Source organism: Flavobacteriales bacterium (assembly GCA_013001705.1).
Classification (GTDB): domain Bacteria; phylum Bacteroidota; class Bacteroidia; order Flavobacteriales_D; family JABDKJ01; genus JABDLZ01.
This window is the reverse complement of record JABDLZ010000120.1, coordinates 1-22,733: the sequence shown is the minus strand read 5'-3', so window position 1 is coordinate 22,733 and position 22,733 is coordinate 1. Positions and strand designations below refer to the sequence as shown.

Annotated in this window: 21 protein-coding genes; 17 read left to right on the top strand and 4 right to left on the bottom strand. The window is 48.9% G+C overall.

Annotation, left to right across the window (positions count from 1 at the left end; translation table 11 throughout):
• The first annotated feature begins 38 nt into the window (after positions 1–38).
• The 12 genes from HKN79_05065 (at position 39) to HKN79_05010 (ending at position 11,658) form a co-directional block, all read left to right on the top strand.
• Positions 39–1,097 (top strand): ABC transporter substrate-binding protein, encoded by a 1,059-nt coding sequence (locus tag HKN79_05065; GenBank protein ID NNC82929.1) that lies wholly within the window; start codon positions 39–41, stop codon positions 1,095–1,097.
• 21 nt (positions 1,098–1,118) lie between these two features.
• Positions 1,119–2,096, top strand: a complete 978-nt coding sequence (locus HKN79_05060) for an iron ABC transporter permease (GenBank protein NNC82928.1) — start codon at positions 1,119–1,121, stop codon at positions 2,094–2,096.
• The gene (locus HKN79_05055) at positions 2,093–2,797 is read left to right on the top strand and encodes an ATP-binding cassette domain-containing protein (protein ID NNC82927.1); all 705 of its coding nucleotides are present in this window, start codon (positions 2,093–2,095) and stop codon (positions 2,795–2,797) included. Before HKN79_05060 ends, HKN79_05055 begins: the two co-directional genes overlap by 4 nt.
• 78 nt (positions 2,798–2,875) lie before the next feature.
• On the top strand, positions 2,876–3,781 hold the full coding sequence (locus HKN79_05050; protein ID NNC82926.1) for a MerR family transcriptional regulator: 906 nt from the start codon (positions 2,876–2,878) through the stop codon (positions 3,779–3,781).
• Between the two features lie 5 nt (positions 3,782–3,786).
• Positions 3,787–5,283, top strand: coding sequence for a phytoene desaturase (gene crtI, locus HKN79_05045; GenBank protein NNC82925.1), 1,497 nt, complete (start codon positions 3,787–3,789; stop codon positions 5,281–5,283).
• A complete protein-coding gene (locus HKN79_05040) occupies positions 5,267–6,106 on the top strand; it encodes a phytoene/squalene synthase family protein (GenBank protein NNC82924.1) in 840 nt (279 codons plus the stop codon). Before crtI ends, HKN79_05040 begins: the two co-directional genes overlap by 17 nt.
• A gap of 13 nt (positions 6,107–6,119) precedes the next feature.
• Positions 6,120–6,587: a beta-carotene hydroxylase gene (locus HKN79_05035; protein NNC82923.1), complete on the top strand. Its 468-nt coding sequence runs from the start codon at positions 6,120–6,122 to the stop codon at positions 6,585–6,587.
• Positions 6,587–7,291 (top strand): lycopene cyclase domain-containing protein, encoded by a 705-nt coding sequence (locus HKN79_05030; protein NNC82922.1) that lies wholly within the window; start codon positions 6,587–6,589, stop codon positions 7,289–7,291. Before HKN79_05035 ends, HKN79_05030 begins: the two co-directional genes overlap by 1 nt.
• 29 nt (positions 7,292–7,320) lie before the next feature.
• Positions 7,321–8,133 carry a universal stress protein gene (locus tag HKN79_05025; protein NNC82921.1) on the top strand — a complete coding sequence of 271 codons (813 nt, stop codon included), beginning with the start codon at positions 7,321–7,323 and terminating at the stop codon, positions 8,131–8,133.
• Between the two features lie 82 nt (positions 8,134–8,215).
• Positions 8,216–9,115 carry an NTP transferase domain-containing protein gene (locus HKN79_05020; protein ID NNC82920.1) on the top strand — a complete coding sequence of 300 codons (900 nt, stop codon included), beginning with the start codon at positions 8,216–8,218 and terminating at the stop codon, positions 9,113–9,115.
• A gap of 12 nt (positions 9,116–9,127) precedes the next feature.
• Positions 9,128–9,682, top strand: coding sequence for a GNAT family N-acetyltransferase (locus HKN79_05015; protein NNC82919.1), 555 nt, complete (start codon positions 9,128–9,130; stop codon positions 9,680–9,682).
• Positions 9,683–9,765: 83 nt separating this feature from the next.
• The gene (locus tag HKN79_05010; protein NNC82918.1) at positions 9,766–11,658 is read left to right on the top strand and encodes a hypothetical protein; all 1,893 of its coding nucleotides are present in this window, start codon (positions 9,766–9,768) and stop codon (positions 11,656–11,658) included.
• Positions 11,659–11,770: 112 nt separating this feature from the next.
• Here the strand turns inward: HKN79_05010 and HKN79_05005 are convergent, their stop codons facing one another.
• On the bottom strand, positions 11,771–12,682 hold the full coding sequence (locus HKN79_05005; GenBank protein NNC82917.1) for a sterol desaturase family protein: 912 nt from the start codon (positions 12,680–12,682) through the stop codon (positions 11,771–11,773).
• Between the two features lie 214 nt (positions 12,683–12,896).
• Between HKN79_05005 and HKN79_05000 the strand changes: the two genes are divergently transcribed.
• From HKN79_05000 to HKN79_04980, 5 genes are all read left to right on the top strand, one after another.
• A complete protein-coding gene (locus HKN79_05000) occupies positions 12,897–13,685 on the top strand; it encodes a hypothetical protein (protein ID NNC82916.1) in 789 nt (262 codons plus the stop codon).
• Positions 13,686–13,691: 6 nt separating this feature from the next.
• Positions 13,692–16,091 carry a hypothetical protein gene (locus HKN79_04995; GenBank protein ID NNC82915.1) on the top strand — a complete coding sequence of 800 codons (2,400 nt, stop codon included), beginning with the start codon at positions 13,692–13,694 and terminating at the stop codon, positions 16,089–16,091.
• 2 nt (positions 16,092–16,093) lie between these two features.
• On the top strand, positions 16,094–17,278 hold the full coding sequence (locus tag HKN79_04990; protein NNC82914.1) for a glycosyltransferase: 1,185 nt from the start codon (positions 16,094–16,096) through the stop codon (positions 17,276–17,278).
• Between the two features lie 84 nt (positions 17,279–17,362).
• Entirely contained in the window at positions 17,363–18,775 is a 1,413-nt protein-coding gene (locus HKN79_04985; protein NNC82913.1) for an MBOAT family protein, read from the top strand.
• A complete protein-coding gene (locus tag HKN79_04980) occupies positions 18,775–19,833 on the top strand; it encodes a hypothetical protein (protein NNC82912.1) in 1,059 nt (352 codons plus the stop codon). The genes HKN79_04985 and HKN79_04980 overlap by 1 nt, the downstream gene beginning before the upstream one ends.
• Here the strand turns inward: HKN79_04980 and HKN79_04975 are convergent.
• From HKN79_04975 to HKN79_04965, 3 genes are all read right to left on the bottom strand, one after another.
• Complete coding sequence (locus HKN79_04975) at positions 19,798–20,559, bottom strand: WecB/TagA/CpsF family glycosyltransferase (GenBank protein ID NNC82911.1); 762 nt, start codon at positions 20,557–20,559, stop codon at positions 19,798–19,800. The two genes, HKN79_04980 and HKN79_04975, sit on opposite strands and share 36 nt — an antisense overlap.
• Before the next feature lies 1 nt (position 20,560).
• On the bottom strand, positions 20,561–21,568 hold the full coding sequence (locus HKN79_04970) for a sulfotransferase (GenBank protein ID NNC82910.1): 1,008 nt from the start codon (positions 21,566–21,568) through the stop codon (positions 20,561–20,563).
• Positions 21,532–22,733, bottom strand: a 1,202-nt coding sequence (locus HKN79_04965; GenBank protein ID NNC82909.1) for a hypothetical protein, incomplete at its 5' end; no start/stop codon positions are given. The genes HKN79_04965 and HKN79_04970, both read right to left, overlap by 37 nt.

The following is a 22,733-nucleotide window of genomic DNA, read 5'->3' as shown; positions in this document are numbered from 1 at the left end:
AATGCTAGAGTGGAAGGACATACCATCTTTGCAGGGTGATGCCAAAAGCCATCTCCTATACTACTCTGACAGTGATGTTCGGTCTGATGATCTCCTGTGGAGTGGAGGATCCAGGAAAATCGGCAACCCAGCCTGTCTCTCCAACTGACGATGCCGAGTCTCTTTTTGAAAGGCCCTTGGTACAGGTAATGGAAACCGAAGAAGGTCGTCTACTGAGATATGAGACTCCTCAGGGCGAAAGGGAAATTCTTCAAGGAAGCGGGGAGTATCGCATCGCCTTGAGCTCGACCACTCAGCTGTATTACTTCCAGAAAATAGGAGCCATGCATCAGGTGGTGGCCTGTACATGGCTTGATCTTCTTCCAGATGAAGGGATGAAACAGTCCGTTTCATCGCTGGGAGTCAAAGAGTTGATCAGTGGAGCAGAATTGGACCTGGAATCCATACTATCGGTCCGTCCAGATGTATTCCTATATGACCCGGCCGATGCTGCCCTGATAGATCGGTTGACCTCTCAGGGAGTGCGCTGTGTGCCATTCGATGAATACCGTGAGTCCGATCCTATGGGCAGAGTAGAATGGTTGCTCGTGGTCGGGGCCATTTGCGACCGAATGGAGCTCGCTCGTGACAGTTTGAAGGCCATCTCTATGCGCTATGATTCTGCCCGCTCCTTGGCACCAATGGATGCGCGCGTCATGATGTTATCCTATTATCAAGGTACTTGGAGCGCTGCTGGCGCTGGGAGCATTCTCAGTCAGATGGTACGAGACGCGGGTGGCGAGTATGTACTAGAAGGAGACCGGAGTGGGAGTGTGAACCTCGGTCTAGAGGAGCTATTGAGCCTGATTCCGGACCTCACACATGTCGGATTCATCTATGAAGGTGAATTGTCACTGGATCAGTTGCTTTCTTGGGAACCCAGACTGGAGGGAACCGATCTGGAAGGAAAAACGCTTTTCCAAGTAGATGTCAGCCAGGTGGATTATTTCGGGTCAGGTATTCTCGAGCCCGATGTGATGGTAGATGATCTGAAGGCCATCTTCGGTTCAGTGGATCACGCTGGAAGAAGGTATTTCCAAGAATTCCATATCCCTTGATTTGCCGTACTTCGTCCGGTCATGCGCTGGCTAGTATATTCCATCCTCATCGTGCTGCTTATCGGCTTGAATCTGGCTGCGGGAAGCACTGGGTGGATCGAGCTGGATTGGGCCATGATATTCGGAGATGATCCAGATGGACTCCAATCCCGTATCGTAAGGGATATCCGTTCTCCAGCTATACTGACGGCCATTTTATCGGGATCGGCTCTTGGTCTTTCCGGTCTCTTGATGCAGGTCATTTTTCAAAATCCTCTAGCGGGTCCGGGGGTGATGGGGGTGAGCAGCGGGGGAGCCTTGGCCGTATCGATCGCCATCATTCTAGCACCGGTCGGGGCCCTATCCGTGACGATACTGTCTATGTTGGGTTCGACCCTAGTCTTGGCCATCATCCTCTTTGCCTCCATGCGATTTAGGGGAAGTGCTTCTCTGCTCATACTGGGTCTCATGATCGGATATATCATCTCTGCCCTTATCAGTGTGCTGGAATACAGTGCAGAAGCAGAACGTCTGCAGCGATTCATCTTCTGGACACTGGGAGGGTATCATCATGTGTCCTGGTCGGAAATGCCATGGCTTGCCTGCCCAGTGCTCCTGGCAGTATTGATGCTGGGACTGCTGCATACTCGGGTCGATATGTTGCTTCTGGGAGAGGGTCACCTCAGGAACTTAGGATTCGATTTCAAGAAGTGGAGGATCGTCTTCTTTGCCCTTATCGGTGTATTGGTGGGGGTGGTCACCGCATTCTGCGGGCCGCTGGCATTTATCGGATTGGCCAGCCCGCATATTGCTCGTATGATGACAGCCTCCGATCTCAATCGCAAGATGATTCCCCACGTGATCCTGGTGAGTATCATCATCTCATTGGTCTCTTTGCATATCACGCAGGCTCACTACATCCAAGTCCAGATTCCACTAAATGCTGTTCTATCCATATTTGGTGCACCGGTGGTCATCTGGTTGCTCATCAAACGACCTTACGTCTCCTCAGCATCATGAACTTGAACATCAATACATTGAGGATCGGGTACGATGACAAGGAGTTGGCCCATATCGTAGATCTAAGCTTGCAAAGCGGTGAGATCCATTACCTGATAGGCCGCAATGGGATAGGTAAATCCACCCTCTTCAAGACCTTGGCCGGTATAGTTCCATCCATTGGTCACACGGACATACAGTGGGAGGGGAGAGAACTGGATCTCACCCTAGGTCGTGACCTGGCCCATACAGTTTCCTATATGCATCGCTATCCGGTACATAGTCGTATCACAGTGCTCGAATTCTACCAGATAGCTTTGAAGCAGGTCGAAGGAATGGGGATCGAGCTTCGTGCGAAGCTCGATCAGGCCATGGCTCTGAGCAAGAGACTCGGAATTGAAGGTCTGCATGACCGCTATATCCCCTCTTTAAGTGATGGTGAATACCAGAAAGTGCTCATCACCCTATGCTTGTCCCGCGCCTGTCCGATCATCCTATTGGACGAGCCATTGAATCATTTGGACCCTCCCGCTCAAGAAGAAATGATGGTTTTGTTCAAGGAATATGCACGAGAACATTTGCTCTGGATGAGCACACATTTTCTTGAAAAAATCCAAAGCACCAAAGGTCGGACATTAGCTATTTCGAAAGAAAATATGATGATAAGTGTTGATAATCAAATTCTTAGCGACAAAGTGCTAGTGGCTGATCTTTATCGATAAGATTCAATAAAAAATTCTTGAACGAAGCAGCGAATGCGCTTCTATATGTTCTTCATTTGTGACCAAAAGTTAAACAAAGTGGGGCATATCAAGTACACATTCTCTATCAAGGACCTGGAGAATTTCACAGGAATCAAAGCGCATACCATACGAATGTGGGAGCGGAGGTATGATCTTTTGAATCCTGAACGGACCGAAGGGAATCAGCGCTACTATGACCTCAACAACCTGCAGAAGCTCCTCAACATCAAGCTTCTGTATGACAACGGATTCAAGATATCCAAGATAGCCTCGCTCGAGCCAGAAGAGATACCCAATCGAGTATTCGATATCGTGAGTGAACTGGAGGATAGTCATCAGGCCATCGATATGTTGAAGATGGCCATGTTGAACTTCGATCAGGGTCTATTCGAGAAGACCTATATGCACCTCATTTCCAATCTGTCCTTTCGCAGAGTGTTCATCGATGTTTTCGTGCCTCTCTTGGAGCATATCGGATATCTCTGGCAGATGGATTCCATTACCCCAGCACATGAGCACTTCATCTCTAATCTGATCCAGCAGAAGATACTCGCCAATATCGAACGGATACAGACCATCCAGCATCACAGAGAAGACCGGGTCTTTGTCTTGTATCTACCGCATAATGAGATCCACGAACTCGGTCTGTTGTACCTTCACTACGAACTCATACTTCGCGGTTGGAAATCCATTTACTTGGGTCCGAGCGTATATCTGGACAACCTGTTTGATTTGATCAGCATCTATCCCAAGATAACCTTTGCCACCTACTTCACAGTAGAACCCACACCACCTGAGATCGATGGCTATATGGAGAGGGTAAAGAACGAATTGCTGACACGCGAGGACGACCAGATGTGGATACTTGGTAGACGTATCACGGATATCGATGAGAAGACCCTGCCAGAGACCGTGAATCTATTCCCGGGTCTGGCCAAGGCCCTGGAACACCTTAACACATAGCCATCATGCAGAAGAGTTTAGACATAGGTGTAATAGGAGCTGGATATGCTTCACTGGCCACGGCTTGCTACCTCGCTCATGCAGGTCACCGAGTGACCATGTACGAGAAGAATGAGATGATAGGAGGGCGTTCTCGTCAACTCAAGGCAGAAGGATTCACCTTCGATATGGGTCCGACCTGGTATTGGATGCCGGATGTCTTCGAGCGCTTCTTCAACGATCTAGGCCGCAGTAGTTCTGATTACTATGAACTCATCCGCACAGATCCTGCCTATCGGGTCTATTTCGGTGAGGGTGATTACATGGATATGCCCACTTCATTGGAAGCTCTCTATGCCTTGTTCGAGCAGGAAGAAAAAGGAGCAGGAAAGGTCTTGAGGCAGTTTCTGAAAGAAGCTGAAGACAACTACGATATCGCCATCAAGGATCTGGTGTACCGACCCGGATTGTCCCCATTGGAATTGATCACGCCTCAGACCATCAAGAAGGTAGGCCTGTTCTTCAAAACGATCTCCAAGGATGTACGTGCCCGGTTCAAGTCAGAAAGATTACGGAGCATCCTCGAATTTCCAGTTCTCTTCCTAGGAGCAAAACCAAGCAAAACACCTGCATTCTACAACTTTATGAATTATGCAGACATGGTGCTCGGTACCTGGCATCCGAGAGGGGGGATGTTCAGTGTGGTGCAAGGGATGCAAAAGGTGGCAGAAGAGTTAGGCATACAGGTCAAGACTTCAGCTGATGTGACCGCTATCCACACCGATCAAGGGAAAGCCACCGGACTGGAAGTCAATGGTGCCTTCTGCCCGCATGATGTAGTGGTCAGTGGAGCGGACTATGCGCATACAGAGACCCTGCTGAAGAAGGATGAAAGGAAATACTCCAAGACCTACTGGGAGAAGAGGACCTTTGCTCCTAGTGCACTCTTGTTCTATCTCGGTCTGGATACCAAGATCGAGAAAGCACTCCATCATACCTTGTTCTTCGACACCAGTTTTGAAGAGCACGCAAAAGCCATATACGACAATCCCAAATGGCCCGATCGCCCGCTTTTCTATGCAAGTTTTCCCAGCAAGACAGATAGCTATCTGGCGCCAGAGGGATGCGAGACCGGCATCTTTCTCATACCCATAGCACCGGGTATCGAAGATGGTGAGGCGATCAGAGAAGAATACTATGAGATACTGCTAAGCCGACTTAAAGCCTTGACCGGTCAGGAGCTGAAAGACCATGTGGTCTACAAGCGCAGCTACTGTGTCTCGGATTTCGTGAAGGACTACAACAGCTATAAAGGCAATGCATACGGACTGGCCAATACACTTCTACAAACGGCTTTCCTGAGACCGAGTATTGTAAGTAAGAAGGTAAAAGATCTGTATTTTACGGGACAGTTGACGGTACCTGGTCCGGGTGTGCCACCTTCACTCATCTCCGGTAAGATCGTAGCAGACAAGATCATCGAAGAGAACACAAAATCAGTGCGCTATGCGGCAGCTCTATGATAAGGTCAGCAGAGACCTGAGCAAGAACATAACCAAGTGCTACAGCACTTCGTTCAGTTCAGCGGTCAAGATGCTATCTCCATCCATTCGAGAAGATATCTATAACATTTATGGATTCGTGCGTTTGGCTGATGAGGTGGTAGATACCTTCCATGATCACAATAAGGGTAGGATGCTCGATGACCTGGAGCGCGATACCTGGCTGGCCATCGAAGATGGCATTAGCATCAACCCGGTGCTGAACAGCTTCCAGTCCACGGTGAGGAAGTACAACATCGACAAGGACTTGGTAGCGGCCTTTCTGCTCAGCATGCGTATGGACCTGGAGAAGAAGGTATATGATAGTGTGCAGGATTATCATCAGTACATCTTCGGTTCGGCAGATGTGGTAGGGCTGATGTGTCTCAAGGTATTTGTCAAAGGGGATCAGGATAAGTATGATGAACTAAAAGCTCCTGCCATGCGCTTGGGTTCAGCATTTCAGAAAGTGAATTTCTTAAGGGATCTTAAGAATGACATTCAGAGCCTGGAACGGTCCTATTTTCCCAATGTCGATATGACCCAGTTGAGCCCGCGTGCGAAACAGGATATCATAGATGAGATCGAGGATGATTTCAAAGCAGCATATATCGGGATCCTCAAACTCCCGGTCGATGCGCGTTTCGGAGTTTACACGGCCTATCGCTACTATAGGGCTCTTCTCAAGAAACTCAGGGCCACGCCATCCCATCGTATCATGAACGAACGCATACGTGTAGGGAATCACGTCAAACTCAGTCTATTGGCGCGTTCCTATGTAAGGAATCAATTGAATCTACTTTAATTTCGTGCTTTAGATGTTAGAGAATCTGGCAATAATATTCGGAGTTTTCTTGATCATGGAAGGGGTGACCTGGTGCACGCACAAGTATGTCATGCACGGCTTCCTCTGGATCCTACATGAGGACCATCACGATCACCGTCTACACGAGTCCTGGTGGGAGAAGAACGATGCATTCTTCATCATTTTTGCCGTGCCATCCATGATCTTGATACTGTTGGGGACGGTATTCAGTGTGCCATATTGTTGGCAGATCGGAGCGGGGATCACACTTTACGGACTGGCGTACTTCCTGGTCCATGATGTGTTCATCCATCAGCGATTGAAGATCTTCCGCAATTCTGAGAGTGCCTATTTCAGAGGACTGCGCAGAGCCCATAAGATGCATCATAAGCATCTGGGCAAAGAGGAAGGGGAGTGTTTCGGTATGCTCTTCGTTCCTTTCAAGTACTTCCGTAGGGAATTGGAAGCCAAGCGCTCCTGATGGCCACCTATCTCTGGTTGGATCTAGGTGCGCTCCTCGTACCTCTCCTCTTCACTTTTCATCCCAAGATCCGTTTCGATAAGGAATGGCGATTCTATATCCCGGCCATTTTACTCTCTATGATGATATATATCGTCTGGGATGTCTGGTTCACCGTTTCGGGAGTTTGGGGATTCAATGACGCCTATCTCATCGGATGGGATATCCTTCATCTGCCGGTGGAAGAATGGTTATTCTTCATCTGCATACCCTATGCTTGCTTATTCACCCATCATTGCATGGGTCGCTTGCTTCCTGAGATGAGGCTGCCTCAGAGTACGACCGCATATATCAACATCGGCCTGATACTCACTTGGGTCGTACTCACTATCATTCACTACGATAGGCTGTATACCTTGGTGAATTACACCTGGGCGATTATTGTCACCGGAATCGCACTGCGCTATCATCTGGAGAGTCTATCCAGATTCTTGACTACATATCTGGTCATATTGGCCCCTTTTTTCCTTGTCAATGGTATCCTCACCGGAGCCCTGTATCCTGAGCCTATCGTCTGGTATGATAACACGGAGAATATGGGTAAACGATTCCTGATGCCCTTAGAGGATTATACCTATGCCTATACCATGCTGCTGGTACCCATCATGCTAGTAGATCGCTTCAAACGCAGGTCACGCTTTGACTCGATAGAGAAAAAAGCGTAATTTCCGTGTGTAAAAACCAATAAGACCTCATGACCAAATTCAATCACATTCTCGTACCATTCGATGGTTCGGGGTCAGCAATTGTGGCCCTGCGCACAGCCTTGCAGATGGCTGAAAGATTCGACAGTAGGATCAGTGCCGTTTATGTCAAGAAGACCGATGATGACCCATTGGCCCAAGAACTCAAGTCCACTTTGGAAGAGATCTCCCAGAAACGCAATAGAGAAATCCTTTACATGCACCCGGTGGGCAAGATGTACAAGGAGGTGGTCAAGACGGTTTCTGAAGTAGGAGCTGATATGATCATCATGGGCACACATGGAATATCCGGATTCGAGGAGTTCTGGATCGGTAGTGATGCCTTCAGGGTCGTAAGCAGCTCACCGGTACCGGTCATCACTATGCAAGAAGCATTCAGAAAAGACGGCTTCAAGCGCATTCTCGCCCCGATCGATCAGAGTAAGGAGACACGTCAGAAGATACCGGCCATTGCACAACTGGCTAAACTCTTCGATGCACAGATCCAGATTCTCGGCACTACCAAGTACTCCGATGAAGAGAGCGAGCGCATCGTTAGACGCTATGTGAGTCAAAGTCTGGATCTACTGGACAAAGAAGGACTGACTGCAGATGTCACCTATGCTCTGGGCGTGAACATCGCTAAGGCCACTTTGGAAAAAGCCAAGGAGACGGGTTCTGATCTTATCATCATGATGAGCGAGAGTGAACCATCTTCTGGACTCTTCATGGGAAGCAACGCCCAGCAAGTGGTCAACCATAGCGAAGTCCCTGTTCTCACCCTGCATCCGAAAGATGTAGGAATCGCTATCACAGGCTACTGAATCATCTGGTGTGGATACTTAAGCTCCACTTCCTCTAGTCCTTTCCGAAATCTTGAGCATTTTTGAAGCTCAATTTCTATGAATGGATATCACATTGGTCATTCTCGCTGCTGGTATGGGCTCACGTTACGGTGGACTCAAACAACTCGATGGTCTCGGTCCCCAAGGACAGACCATCATGGACTATTCGGTTCATGATGCCGTAGAGGCGGGATTCAACAAGATCGTTTTCGTCATTCGCAAGGACTTTGCCGAGGAGTTCACGCAGAAAGTACTGTCGAAATATGCAGATAAGGTCCAGTGTGAGACCGTGTATCAGGAAATGAATGCCTATGTGCCCGATGCATTCCAAGATGTGGCCGCTAAGCGCGAAAAGCCATGGGGCACCGGACATGCCATCCTCGTGGTCAAAGATGTCGTCCATGAACCGTTTGCAGCTATCAATGCGGACGATTTTTACGGGCGCGATGCATTCATACAGATGGCTGAAGAATTGAAGAACAAGCGATCCAAAGGGGAATATTCGATGATCGGATATCGCTTGTCCAACACCTTGTCCGATCATGGGTCGGTCAATCGGGGTGTTTGTTTGACAGATGACCAAGGCCGTCTGATCGATATTTACGAAGGCCTCAAAATTGAGCGCTCAGGAGATAAAGTAGTCCATCATACCCATGGTCGACCGGAGGAATTGGATGAAGCATCCAGTGTTTCGATGAACTTCTGGGGATTCCAGCCGGACATTCTGGACTATCTCGAAGAAGACTTCACGCGTTTTGTGGCAGAGACCCAAGATGACCCGCGCTCTGAGTACTTCATACCCTTCGTGGTCAATGATATGATGAAGAAGTCACTTGCCACCGTACGTGTGATCCCCACCTCAGCGTCTTGGCTGGGCGTCACTTATCAAGAAGACAGACCCGTGGTGGTAGAGGCATTGCAACGAATGGAACAGTCCGGAGTCTACGAGGAGAGCTTTTGAATCTTAGAGGTCATGCTGAAAATAGGACCATGCACCACTCAGTCAGACCTCGATCACATCCTCGATCTTCAGCGTAGGAATCTCAAAGCCTCATTATCCTCCCAACAAGTACGGTCAGATGGATTTGTCACCGTTGAACATGAGCCCGAGCTACTTGGGCGAATGAATGACCCCTATCCGCACATCATCGCTAAAGAAGAAGAGGAGGTCGTGGGCTATGCTTTGGTGATGGAGGAGAGGTGGCGCCATGAGATCGAGGTATTGCTACCCATGTTCGAGGAGATCGATCGCCAATCATGGAAAGGTCGATCCTTGATGGAATGGGACTATTTCATCATGGGGCAAGTCTGTGTGGAAGACGCATATCGAGGAAAGGGAGTATTCAGAAAGCTCTTTGAAGGCTTGAAGGCCCAGATGGAACCACATTTCGATTGTTGTATCACGGAGATCGCACTCTCCAATCAACGCTCACTCCACGCTCACTTGGCCGTGGGTTTCGAGGAGTTCCATCGATATCCAGCTTCTGATGGCGATGAGTGGATACTGGTGGTCCAGGATTACCGCTGATGTAGCAATAGGATCAGGCACTTGGATTTACTGTATCTTGAGGAGAAGCTTCTATGAAGTCCTTTCCATCATATCCGATCCAGTTGATATTCGTTCTAGTTCTGCTGCTAGGAATGGATATGTCAGCTCAGCACGAGTGGGCGGTCTATGGGGATGTCAGACCATCCGATCTGAGTGTTCTGGAGTGCGCAGACTATCCGGAGCAGGGTGCAGAAGTCCTTTTCGATTTGGGCAAATTGGATTTTGAGAAAGGCAGTTTCGAGATGCGATTCGAGCGCCATCTGAGGATTCGGATTTATGATCCGGCATTCGATCTCAGCCCCTATGTGCTATTCGATTTTCCATTCAGAGATCGAATCTCTCGACCCAGAGCTACCATGTACCGTCTCAAGAAGAATAGGATAAGGAAGATTCCCATCCGGTCCTACGATATTCAGATCGAACGATCGGGGGCAGAGAAGAATCGCTTGACATTCAAGCTTCCTACAGAGGTGATGCCTGGAGATGTCATTGAGATCCACTTTAGCCAGGTCTACTCCGAATGGCGGGATATGGATCCATGGTGGTTCCAGCATCGTATTCCCTGTAAACGCTCAGACCTCTTTGCCGATATACCTGAATTCTTCGAATTCAAGGTGGTCAATCCCAATTCCATTCCCTATTCCACAGCCGAAGTACGCCAAGTGAAACGTGGAGACATCGACCATCAGGTACACCACTACGGGCTGAAGGATATCCCACCCTTTGAAGAGGAGCCGTATGCCCTGGGTTCGTGGACCTATCGCAGGGGTTTGAGACTCCCTATTCAGTCTATCTATATACCGGGGGTGTTAGAACGCGAGTACTATGAACAAAGCCATGAAGAATTGATCAAGGAACTTTTGGCTTCACGCAGATTCGGTCGTGAACTCCGTAACAATGGATTTCTCTCATCTACGGTCGACTCCCTTATCAAGGGTGTATTATCTCCAAGCCACCGGGCTAAAGAGATCTTCAAATTCGTTCAGGAGACCTTGGATACGGATGATAGTCAAGAGAATCGCTCCATCCGTGCCGTCCATACTCAGAATGTGGCCAATACCTGGGATACCAATCGATACCTGATCGCCTTGTTGCGTGAAGCAGGCTTCGAATCGGCTCCGGTACTGCTATCTTCTATTCAGAATGCCAGAGCACATACTAACGCTTCAGGCGTTTCATCATTCGATAAACTGGTCGCATTGATATCTATTCAGAACGAGGATGTTCTGCTTGATGCAAGCGATGACAGACTTCCTTTCGGATATCTCCAGATCCAAGACAGGTATGGTCAAGGCCTTTTGATCGATCGGAAAAGAATGGAGTGGATAGACGTAGAAAAGGGAGCCTTGGACAAAGAGTTATTGGTCGGAGAATGGGATTGGTCACTGCCGGATAGCGCTACCTTGAATGCACGTTCGGTCTTGTATGACTATGCCATCTATTTGGATGAGATAGGTCAACGTACCTTCCATGAAGAACATACATCGGAGATAGGGATGTGGCAATTCCAATCGTACATAGATGGCCAAGAGTTAGATAGGAGCATTGACCTTGAACTATCCATATCATGGAATGAGGACTCGACCCAGATACAATTGAATCCCTTGAACATCGGAGGGATTTTGAAGAATCCCTTCCAAGCTGATTACAGGATCCAACCCATCGTCTTTCCAGCCCCGGTCGAGCGCAGATGGAGCTATTCCATACCCATTCCAGAGGGTTTCTATTGGTCAGCCTCCACTGAGGAGGTGGCCATGGGCTCAGAGGATGAACGTATCCAATTCCGATATAAAGAGGAGCAGGTAGGTGACAGGATTCTCATCAGTTCCCAGCTGGTACTTTCACACAAGACCTATTTCCAAGAAGAGTATCCCTTGCTCAAGAAGGTCTTTCAGAGAATGACTGAACTCCATAGTAAGGGACTGGTTCTAACCAAAAAAAAGAACCTGCAATGAACAGGTTCCTCCTTGTTGATAGAATATCAAATGTCATGACATTCCCGCTCAAATGTTCAAATTCAAACGCTTGGTCAGCTTGAATACGTCCGAAATCGATCACAAAATTAACTCAGACATCCTCTGAGGTCAAGATGGTCGGATTAGCCCCATTCTCCCATTCTTCACGTATATCCTCAGCTAGTTTACCACTGCCGTCATGTCTCCATCCGGGTGGATGCCACAGGTAGCCCAACCGGTCTCTCCACTTCAGACCTTTTCCGAAAAAATCCCTGAACATGTCTATCCATTCATGGAAGGCGATGGATACCGGGTTGTAGGTGGCGATATTCCTAGTGAGGCCGTATACGGGTGGTTCAGCAGCGTCCTCTGCTTCGAAGGTCCCGAAGAGTTTATCCCAGATGATAAGGATTCCCGCATGATTGCGATCCAGGTACCTCGGATTGGTCGCATGATGTACCCTGTGATGCGAAGGCGTATTGAAGACCATCTCGAACCAGCGTGGCATACGGTCGATGGTCTGGGTGTGTATCCAGAATTGATAGAGCAGGGAGATGGCCATCTGAGTCATCACCATCAGTGGATGGAATCCCAGAAGAGGTAGCCACAGCCAGAAGATGAAGGTGAAGAAGGATCCTGTCCATGTCTGTCGCAAGGCCGTACTCAGATTGTAGCGCTGACTGCTATGATGGACCACGTGGGAGGCCCAGAAGAAGCGATTCCGGTGACTCACTCTGTGCATCCAGTAATAGGAAAGGTCTTCTACAAAGAACAATAGGATCCAAGACCACCAGGTGACAGGGATCTCCCACAATCGGAATCTGTACATCAGCATGAATGCAGCTAGGATAAGTCCTTTGGAAATCAGTCCCACTGCGACATTGCCCAGGCCCATGGATATACTGGCCGCAGAATCCTTGACCTCGTAATTGTCCTCATGCATCTTACGGGTGAGGATGATCTCAACGATCATCAGGATCACAAATCCCGGAATGGCCAGATGTATCAGATTCACTTCGGTCATCTCTACAAATTTATAGTGCTTCGTACAACTCTGGGCCATGCCATTCCGGGGTTGAGACCGCCTTCACGGATGGGAATCGATGGTCCGGTGCACCGTTCTGACCTATTTTTGCACCGTTTCGAGCAAAAAGATACTCTACTCTTCCGGTAAAGATCGGATTGCTCGATGTAACCTGAACGGCCTAAACACTGTTCAACTACTGGATACTAAGAACATGAACACAACTATCGGCAATCTCGTGGTGATCGCATTGCTATGCGGTCTGGCTTCTTGCGTTTCCAACAAGAAGATCGTCTACTTACAGGACCAAGAGAAGGGAAACGGTCATAAACGCTTCGAGCCGGTCAGTTATCCTGCGACCTCTCCAGACTACATCTTAGAGACCAACGATATCGTATCGGTCAAGATCAATCACTTACAACTGACCCAGGATTACCAGCAGGTAAGCGAAGATTTCGATACCCAGATGCGCATGGGCATCCAACATCCGATGTTGATCGGATTCACCATCGATGACAACGGAATGGTGGACCTACCTACCATCGGTAAGGTGGAATTGGCCGGTCTGACCATCTTTCAGGCACAAGAGGCGATATCAGATAAGGCCAAACAATATTTCACCAATTATGCGGTCAAAGTATTCCTGCTCAATTCCTATGTCAGTGTGATAGGAGAGGTGCAGCGTCCCGGGCGATTCCCATTCTATGTCAATGAGCTCAATATCATGGAGGCCTTGAGCATGGCCGGTGACCTCTCAGAATATGCTGATAGGCAACATGTGCGTATTATCCGTGATAGAGGAGAGAAGAACGAGGTGATCGTGGTCGACCTGAATGACCGAGAACTTCTCACAAACCCTGCGTATCATCTGCAGCCCAATGACATCATAGTGGTCAACCCCTTGAGTAGTAAGAAATTCATCCGCAGAGACCCACAGAACATCTTCAATGCCATCAGTACCTTGGTCTCGGTCGCTACACTTTTCGTTCTCATAACCCGTTAGACAGCGATGAACGAACGAGAGATCCTAGAGCGTGAGGAGGTCGACTTCCGGAGACTTGTCATACGATTGCTGAGGGCCTGGCCTATTCTGCTGATCAGTGCGCTGATCTGTATGCTCATCGCATTCATCTTTCTTCAGACCTATCCACCTGTCTTCAGTGCAAAGACGTCATTTCTTATCGAGAAGCCTAAAGGGGTGAATGACCCCGGGACCATCGTCTCAGAATTGGCACCTGGAAAGCCCGTGGATGACACCTACTACCGCAATCAGAAGATCGGCTTCAATGTCTATCCGATTGTCAAGCGCACTGTACAAGAATTGGGATTGGAGATCGGGTATTTGAAGAAAGGGCTCTTTGACACTCAGCTCTATCAGAATTGCCCGATTCGCGTAGAAGTGGATGAGAGCTACAAGATCTTGGAGCGCAGTCAGGTACCCTATTCGGTTCCATTCTATATCTGCTTCGAGGGAGAAGATAGGTACAGTATCTCAGCCGATGGGGAATACCCCATCACAGGAACGGAGTTCGAGTATTCAGGAGAACATGCTTTCAGTGAATGGGTGACTGTAGATAATATCCGATTCAAGGTAGAGAAGGATGAGACCTTCCTTCAGACCTATGTAGGTAAGGATGACTATCGTGAAAAGACCTATGGCTTCCGCATCAACAATGTGGATGCCATGAGTCTCTATCTCATGAAGTCGCTTGAAGTATCCCAGGCCGAGACCGATGCCTCCATCGTGCAGATCAAGATGGAAGGGAATTCACACGCACTGCTCTTGGATGTACTAGAACAATTGGGAGAGCTGTATATCCAAGACCACTTATCGGTCAAGACGGCTGTGGTCGACAAGGCAGAAGAATTCCTCGATGCTGAGATCCAGAAGAACATAGCAGAGCTCATAGAGATTGAGAACGACATCGAGAAATTCAAGACGAGTAACGAGTCGGCCAGACTCTCTGAGATCGGTCTTTTGAAGAATAAGGAATCACTCGAACTGGAGAACCAGAAGGTCACATTGATGCTGAAAGAGCGCTATTACGAGTATCTCGAAGGCTATCTGCTCAATAACTCGAACTACACTGACCTGATCTCCCCCAACGCCTTTGGATTGAAGGATCCCCTCATCACTCAACTCACACAGAGTCTGGTCTCCAAGAATCAAGAGGCAGCTTCTATGGAGGCGTCAGGTACCACAGCCAACCCACGGTATCAGCAGCTCAGAGCGACCATAGAGCAAGAGAAGAATACCATTCTCAATACTGTCACCGGGTTCAGAGCAAGCAATCGTATTGCGGCAGAGAATATCGACTCGCGCATCTTTGCAATGGATGCAGAACTGGCCGATCTACCTCGCGTGCAGCGTGAACTCCAGCGACTGGAGCGCCTCTATAGGGTCAATGAGAGTCTGTATAACGATCTCCAGAAGAAGAAGAGCACGATTGCACTCAACAAAGCTTCCATCACTCCGGATATCCGTATGATCGAGCCCCCATTCTTGACCAGCTTGAAACCGGTCTTTCCCAATCCCAAGGTCATCTTCGCATTGGCTTTCATATTGGGTGTCGTGCTGCCTTTGGGATTCCTTCTGGTCAAAATGGTCTTTGTCAATACCATCGATGAAGAAGCCGACCTGGCTGCTGCCATACCCGAATTGCCTGTTTTAGCCACATTGAGCAATACGACCATTCGCGATTTCAGGGATCTCAATACCTATCAGAATTCTCGCATGGGCCAGCAATTGGGAATCGTGGTCTATGGTCTCCAGAAACGTTTCGGTGACCCACAGGTGATCATGCTCACTTCAAGCCGTCCCGATGAAGGAAAAAGTTATTTGACCTCCCTACTCGGTGCCAAGAATGGTCAAATGGGGAAGAAGACCCTCATAGTCGATGCCAACCTACCTGACCCCAAGCTCCATCGCTACCTCAATTTGGAGAACGAGGCGGGTCTAGCAGACATCCTCAAGGGAGACGCCTATATCATGGAGGTACAGCAGGACACTATACATCCCGATGTCAAGTTGCTCACAGCCGGAACGGATTCCCGACATGCTGATCTGGATGTAGAGCGATTTAAAATGTTCCTGGAGGAGGCTAAAAAGGACTTCGAACGCATCATCATCGATACATCTCCCCTGGGCTTGGTGTCAGAAGTTGTTGAATTGGTGAGCGTATCCGATCACACGATCATCGTCACGCGTAGGTCCAAGACCACCTTTGACGATATCCACGAGTTACGCGATCTGGTCCATGACGGATTGCTCGATAGGTGTAGTCTTTTACTGACAGATACCTTCGACCCGGGTACCCGCATTCACCCCTTCAGGCGCTGGGATAAGTATCAGCAAGAACGAGGAGCAGGTATATTCGGCACCATTCAACGCCTGTTCAAGCGCATCTGACTATGCACATTCTTTTTCTGACCACTCAACTCCCTTATCCCCCTAAGAGTGGTGGACTCATAAAATCATGGAATCTGCTGCGGCATTGGTGCGCTCATCATCAGGTGAGTCTCATCCATCCATTGAAGAATGATGAACATCTCCACGTAGAGGAGCTCAAAGGGAAGTTGGATCTGGAACATCATTTTGCTGTCCCCGTAGACCGACCACGGACTGCGCTCAATCTTCTGAAGAGTTATCTCGGACATGCCAGTCTCAACGTGTATCGGAACTATGATGCTCGTATCAAAGCTGAGGTTAGGGGAATCGCCCCTAAAACAGACTTGATCTTCATTGACCACTATGAGATGGGGCAGTACATCCCTGAATCATATACAGGCAAGGTGGTCTTACATGAACACAATGCAGAGTTCATTATGTGGCAGCGGCTGGCAGAATTGCAGAGCAATCCGCTCAAACGGGCTATCCTAGAGCGGGAATCAGCCCGTATCCTCAAAGCCGAAAAACGATATGCCTCCCGGGCCGATCAGGTCTGGTGTGCGCCTAATGATGCGCAAGAGTTGACAAAGCAAGGTGTCTCTTTACATAAGATCCGATTCACCTATCATCTGGGTGAAGATGAGATGTTGGAGGCCGCTGCTATAGATATCGATGAGACGGAACTCAGCCTTCTGTACGTGGGCACTTTGAGTTGGGAGGCCAACGTGGACGGGCTGTTATGGTTCCTTCAAGATTGCTGGTCAAGTCTCAAGGTCAAGCATCCAGAATTGAGACTAGATATCGTTGGGAAATCTCCCGATAAGCGATTGCTGCAAGCTGCTGAGGTTCATGCTGACATCCACTTCCATGGATTTATCGATGATGTGGTATCCCTGTATCAGAAGAGTAGGGTCTTCATCGTTCCGCTGCGATTCGGAAGTGGCATCAAGGTCAAAGTACTCAATGCACTGTATCGCGGCATCCCACTGGTCACCACCGATATAGGTACCGAGGGATTGGACACCGTATCCGGTCAACATCTGTTCGAGGCCAGTGAAGCTGAGGATTTCATCGAGCACACCTCCCAGCTCCTTACTGACCACAACCTCTGGGAGCGTATGCGTGACAATGCCCGCAGTCTGGCCAGCAGGTATACCTGGGCCCAGCTTCTAAATGAGCATGACGGTCACTTGGAAGAGTTGACGTGACCATTGTCCCCTTCATTGGTTTTCTTCGTGATCTGAGCGTAACCTCATGATACGACAAGCGTTCAATCAGAGATAGCCTAGCGCATGCAGTTCAATTCCCTGGAATACCTCTTGTTCTTCATGCTGATGATATTCGTGTATCACGCGATTCCTCATCGGCACAGGTGGAAACTGCTATTGGCCGGTAGTTACTATTTCTATATGTGCTGGAAGGTGGAGTATGTCATACTCATCGTGATGAGCACCTTGGTGGACTACTGGGCAGGGATACGGATGTCCCAAGAGCTGGATAAAGAACGCAGGAAGCCCTATCTCTACCTCAGCCTCTTGGTCAATCTGGGACTGCTGTTCTTCTTCAAATACTATGGTTTCGTATCGGAGAATGTAGAGGTGGTCCTCAATCGTTTCAACATCTTCTACGATATGCGGGAATTCGACCTGCTGCTTCCTGTCGGTATTTCCTTCTACACCTTCCAGACATTGAGCTATGCCATAGATGTTTATCGCGGACAAGCTCCTGCAGAGCGTCATTTGGGATACTTTGCATTGTATGTAAGTTATTTCCCACAGCTGGTGGCTGGACCTATTGAACGGAGCAGATCACTGATCCCTCAACTACGTAAGGACAGGGCCACCAGTCCCAATGATCTGCGATTCGGTATCTACAAGATCCTCCTTGGGTTTTTCAAGAAACTGGTCCTGGCCGATACCTGTGCCCATTACGTGGATCTGGTATTTGGCAATACAGCCGCTGCATCCGGCATTCAGGTCTTTATCGCTATGAATCTATTTGCAGTGCAGATCTATGGGGACTTCTCCGGCTATACCGACATTGCCATCGGTTCTGCTCGCCTCATGGGTGTGAGGCTCATGGAGAACTTCGACAAACCCATGTGGGTGCGCAATTTCAGCGAGTTCTGGAACAAATGGCATATCTCACTCACCCGATGGATCGAGGATTACATGCATCGACCATTACTGCGCATGGTGCCCAAATGGCAGAAGAACATGATCTACAACGCGGTGGTGATCATCGTGGTCATGTTGGCCATCGGGCTATGGCATGGGGCCAAATGGACCTTTGTGGTATTTGGGTTATACAATGCCTTGATGATCATCATCCAACAGGTCTTGCGTATGCTACCACCATTCCGGAAGTGGGTGCACCAAGCATGGTATCAATTGGCCGCACGATTCTGGAACTGGTACTTATTGGTGCTGGGTATTGCATTTTTCAGAGCGCAGGATATCGAGCACGCCTTCTTGGTCTATAACCGACTCTTCACAGATTTCAGGTTCAGTTTGACGGAGATGTTCTTATCGCACCGGTTCGAGCTGGTGGCCTCCTTCACGGTGAGTATCATGGCCCTGCTCATCATCTTCAATGAGAAGCATCTACGCTTGAAATACAAGTGGAGCTATGTCATAGGTATGATCCTGATCATCCTATTGCTAGGACAGGATAGGAGTAATCAATTCATCTACTTCCAATTCTGATGCAGCGTACCATCTATATCACGGTATTCAGGATTGCCATTCTTACGGTACTTCTCGCTCTGCTCATCGACACCCTTTTTGTACAAGTGGTCATTCCCCAACAGTATGAGTTCAGCAATGTCAAGAAGATCAAGCGCTTGATAGAGATGGACCGAAATGATGAGGTGCCCATATTCGGTAGTTCCATCGCTAAGCGCAGTTACATCCCGGATTCTATCGGCCAGGGATACTATAACTATGGTATGGCGGGGTCGGTCTTTGCTATGCTCGAGCCACTGCTCAAGATCGAGCTGGAGAAGGATAAGGATACTCCGATCCTCATCGATTTCGAGCATCACTTCTTCTTGTCACATGAGGAGATACGCTTTCAGATGAGCAACTACATCCCGCATGTGGATCAGCCCTATATCCGCGAGATGCTTAAAGAAAGAGGCCTGTTCCGGTATCAATACGATATCCCGGGCCTCAGGCTCTTCGGGCAGTATGACGATTATCTCTTGGACCTGCTGAGACTCAGGTTCAATAGAGAATATGCCAATAAGGGAGGCCTGTTCTTCAAGGACAAGCAAAAGGACCTCACACTCTATCGCACCCGCAGAGCGCGTATGATCGTTGAGATGAAAGAACTCAGGTTGCTGGCAGAAGAGAATCCAAGGCTCTTGACATCCGATAAGCGTTATAAACTCGAATTGCTGGATATCCTGCTCAATAGCCGACCGGATGCGGAGTACATCACCAGATTCGAATCCCTGCTATCCACTAATCCTGATCGGGACTTTGTCTTGATATACAGTCCGCAGAATGAGATCAAACTGATGGGGCTGGAGAATCACGATGAGGTGAGTGAATTACTTCAGGGGCTGGATGAGAAATGGTCCAATCTCCATGTGTTGGACTATAGCATGGCCGGATTCTCTGATGGATACTACCACGATAGCGGTCATATGAATATCCGAGGAGCGCTGCGATTCTCAGAAATGATACGTCAGGATATGGAGCGTCTCTTCCCGGAGGATCCCACATTATGGACGCCTCAGTTCACGCCACAGGAGCGGTAAGAAGGCGAGGTCATCGATCAGGTAGCGCTTGATCATCCGACCGGGTTCACTGAACATTCGATGCACGAATTCGAGACCGGTGCGCTGCATCCACTGTGGAGCGCGTTTCTTGCGTCCGAGGTAGAATTCGAAGGAAGCGCCCAGCAGTGAGTAGAAACTATCTTTTCCTATGGCATCATGGTACAGATCCAAGGCGAGCCGTTCTTGCTTAGGGAAACCCAGCCCGATCATTACATGATCCGGTTCCTGCTCACGTAGGATACTGAGACAGGCTTCTTTGACCTTTATGTATTCTTCGTCATTCTCCAGGTCGAAGAGCGGAGGAGCATAGAAGCGACACCGCTCATATTCCTTGCTAAGGTCTTCACCCATAGAAGCCTCAGGTAGTATGAAAAAAACCTTCTTACCTTCTTCCTTCAGTTGCTTCCATAGTAAGGGGAAGAGGTCGCTACCGGTCAATCGGGCAGGTAGGGATGCGGTTCCGGATTTCCATCGGCTGGCCCATATGATCGGTTGTCCATCGGGAAGCACCAGCTCGGCCTGTCGCATTGTTCTTAGGAGTTCCTGGTTCTCACTTCTGTGATACTTGACCAATTGATCCACATTGGGGGTGATCAGAAATGGCAGTTTGCCAGAATCTGGCTTGCGGTGATTCAAATAGTTGAGCACAGGGTCGTGATCAACGGCAGCAATGAAATCGAATCCAAAAAGCCTCACTCTCTCCATTTCACGTGCTTCTAGCGAATTCATTCCAAACTCCACCGAGGTCCCGACCCAGAAGCCGAGATAAGCGCTCAACTTCCTCGCGATAGTGGTCGACCAGCCAGGCCTTGTCATCTTCGCCCATCTGCGGGAGATCCTTGGTGGTATACATCAGATCGGCCACCTTGGCCCGTAGGCCACGTGGTACCATACGTTTCACCCCATGCATGATTCCGGTATTCACCAACCATCGGTTGAGTCCCGCATGTCTGGGGAGGCTTGCGGAATTCCGTTGTAGGTCGGTCTGGAAGGGGAAGTTTTCATCTACTCCTAGGAATCTACAGATGGTCTGCAGAGTTCCTTCCAGGTCATCGGTATACTCTTCGAAGAGAAGAACAAGGCATTGCTCCTTTCCGAAAAGATCGATGTAGGGTTTGAGCTGATCATGGTAGTTTCCTAGATGCAAATATTGATGGTTGACTCCCCATCCCTTTTTCTCAAGTCCATCATCCTGTATCAGCTCTTCCCGGAATGAGTTCGAGTGGGTCTTTGCCTCTCTCAGATTCATCAGATACTGGGACCATGCCCTTCGTACCGGATTTCTCAGTACAGCTATGATGCGTGCTTCGGGGTTGTGGCGGTGGATTGCCTGTGCTGCAGAAGGACAGACCATGTATGAATTGCTGATGTCTCCTTTCTCCTGGTCCGGTCGTGCGGGAGCATATAGTCGTGAGTAGTCTTCTGGGTCATTGACATGGGCGATATGTACCATCTCTTTCATTCCCGAGTCCAGATAGGATGGGAGGTCCATGGCCACATCTTTGGCATAGGCCGGAAGGAACTCTTCCTCGTGTATATCGGCTTGTGAGAAATGGTTGATTTCCTTGATCGGGGGCAGGTAGATGGCCGGATGCTGTTGTAGGTAGGTGTATAGGGAAGTTGTGCCCCCTTTTACCACGCCCACCACAAAGAAGTCGGTCTTATGTGGCGTATCGCTCACTTGATAGGGCTGTCTATCCGTGTGACACTCCAAGGCGCAATGCGTATGGATGACGGCTCATCGGGTTCGATGGTCTCAACTTGGATTTTAAATCCACTCTCACCGAGTGACCGACTGCTGAGACTGTGTATCCTGCCTCCCTGATCGATATCTAGTCCTAGGCTCTGTAGTGACAGTTGTGCCTCGGTCTTATTGATGAGGACATAGCGCAGTGTATCCGCGTCAGCAAAGACAGAGATACTCATCTTCTTAGGGTCGATCGATTCCATGGTGAAGGATCTTACCCGATGCGAGCCATCGAAAATAGGGGCAAGGAGTGAGGCCACCGGGTGAACAGCTCTGGGCACATGGCTCGGTGCTTTTGCAGAGGGACGGTTCTTGTCCTTAGCAATGAGATTATATCCGGTGCTACTGGTGAGTAGATTATGGTAGGTGGCCACCTCCACTTCCTCTATCTGTGCCAATGCGGTCAAGAAATCCGCATAGTAGAGGCCTTGGAGACTGGTATTGCCCAGTCCATCAAAGACATGTTTCATATTCCACTCAGTTATCCAGATGGGTTTTCCCTTGAATGTGGAGCTCAGTGACTGTAGGCCAGTCTCTATTTCGAGGATGAAGTCGCTGTTGTGTTCCAGATAACAATCCACTCGCGCTTGAGTATTCATGTCCTGACAGGTCTTTTTATTGGAGTAGACATGAGTGATCAATGCATCATAGAAGTCCTCTTGGGCCAGTCCTTGGTTCCAGTTGTCGAAATACAATTTCTGCTTCATACTCACCGACTTGAGTTCCGAAGAAGAAGCCGCCACCGCACCTAAGGGTATGTCGGGGAATTCCGCCCGGATACGGTCTGAAGCCTGTGTGGCACGCTGGATATAGGCATTGACATTGGGGAAGGTCTTCCAATAGGCCTTGAGGTAGTATTCATTTCCCAATTCGACTCCAGCTATGCCTATGCCGCGCTCATGAAAGAAGCGGATCATCTTGAGTACATCATCATCCTCTCCTAGGAGGTTGGCCACTAAGAGCACCTCACAATCCAGTGATTCGACCAGTTCGACAAAATCCTCAGCATAATTACTGGACCTACTCTTGCTCTGAACCATCGAACTGTTCCGTTGGATCGATTTACGCGCATTCTTATAGGGGCCGGTACCGGTATTCATCTTTTCCAGATCGGTTTCATCATAGCCGTATC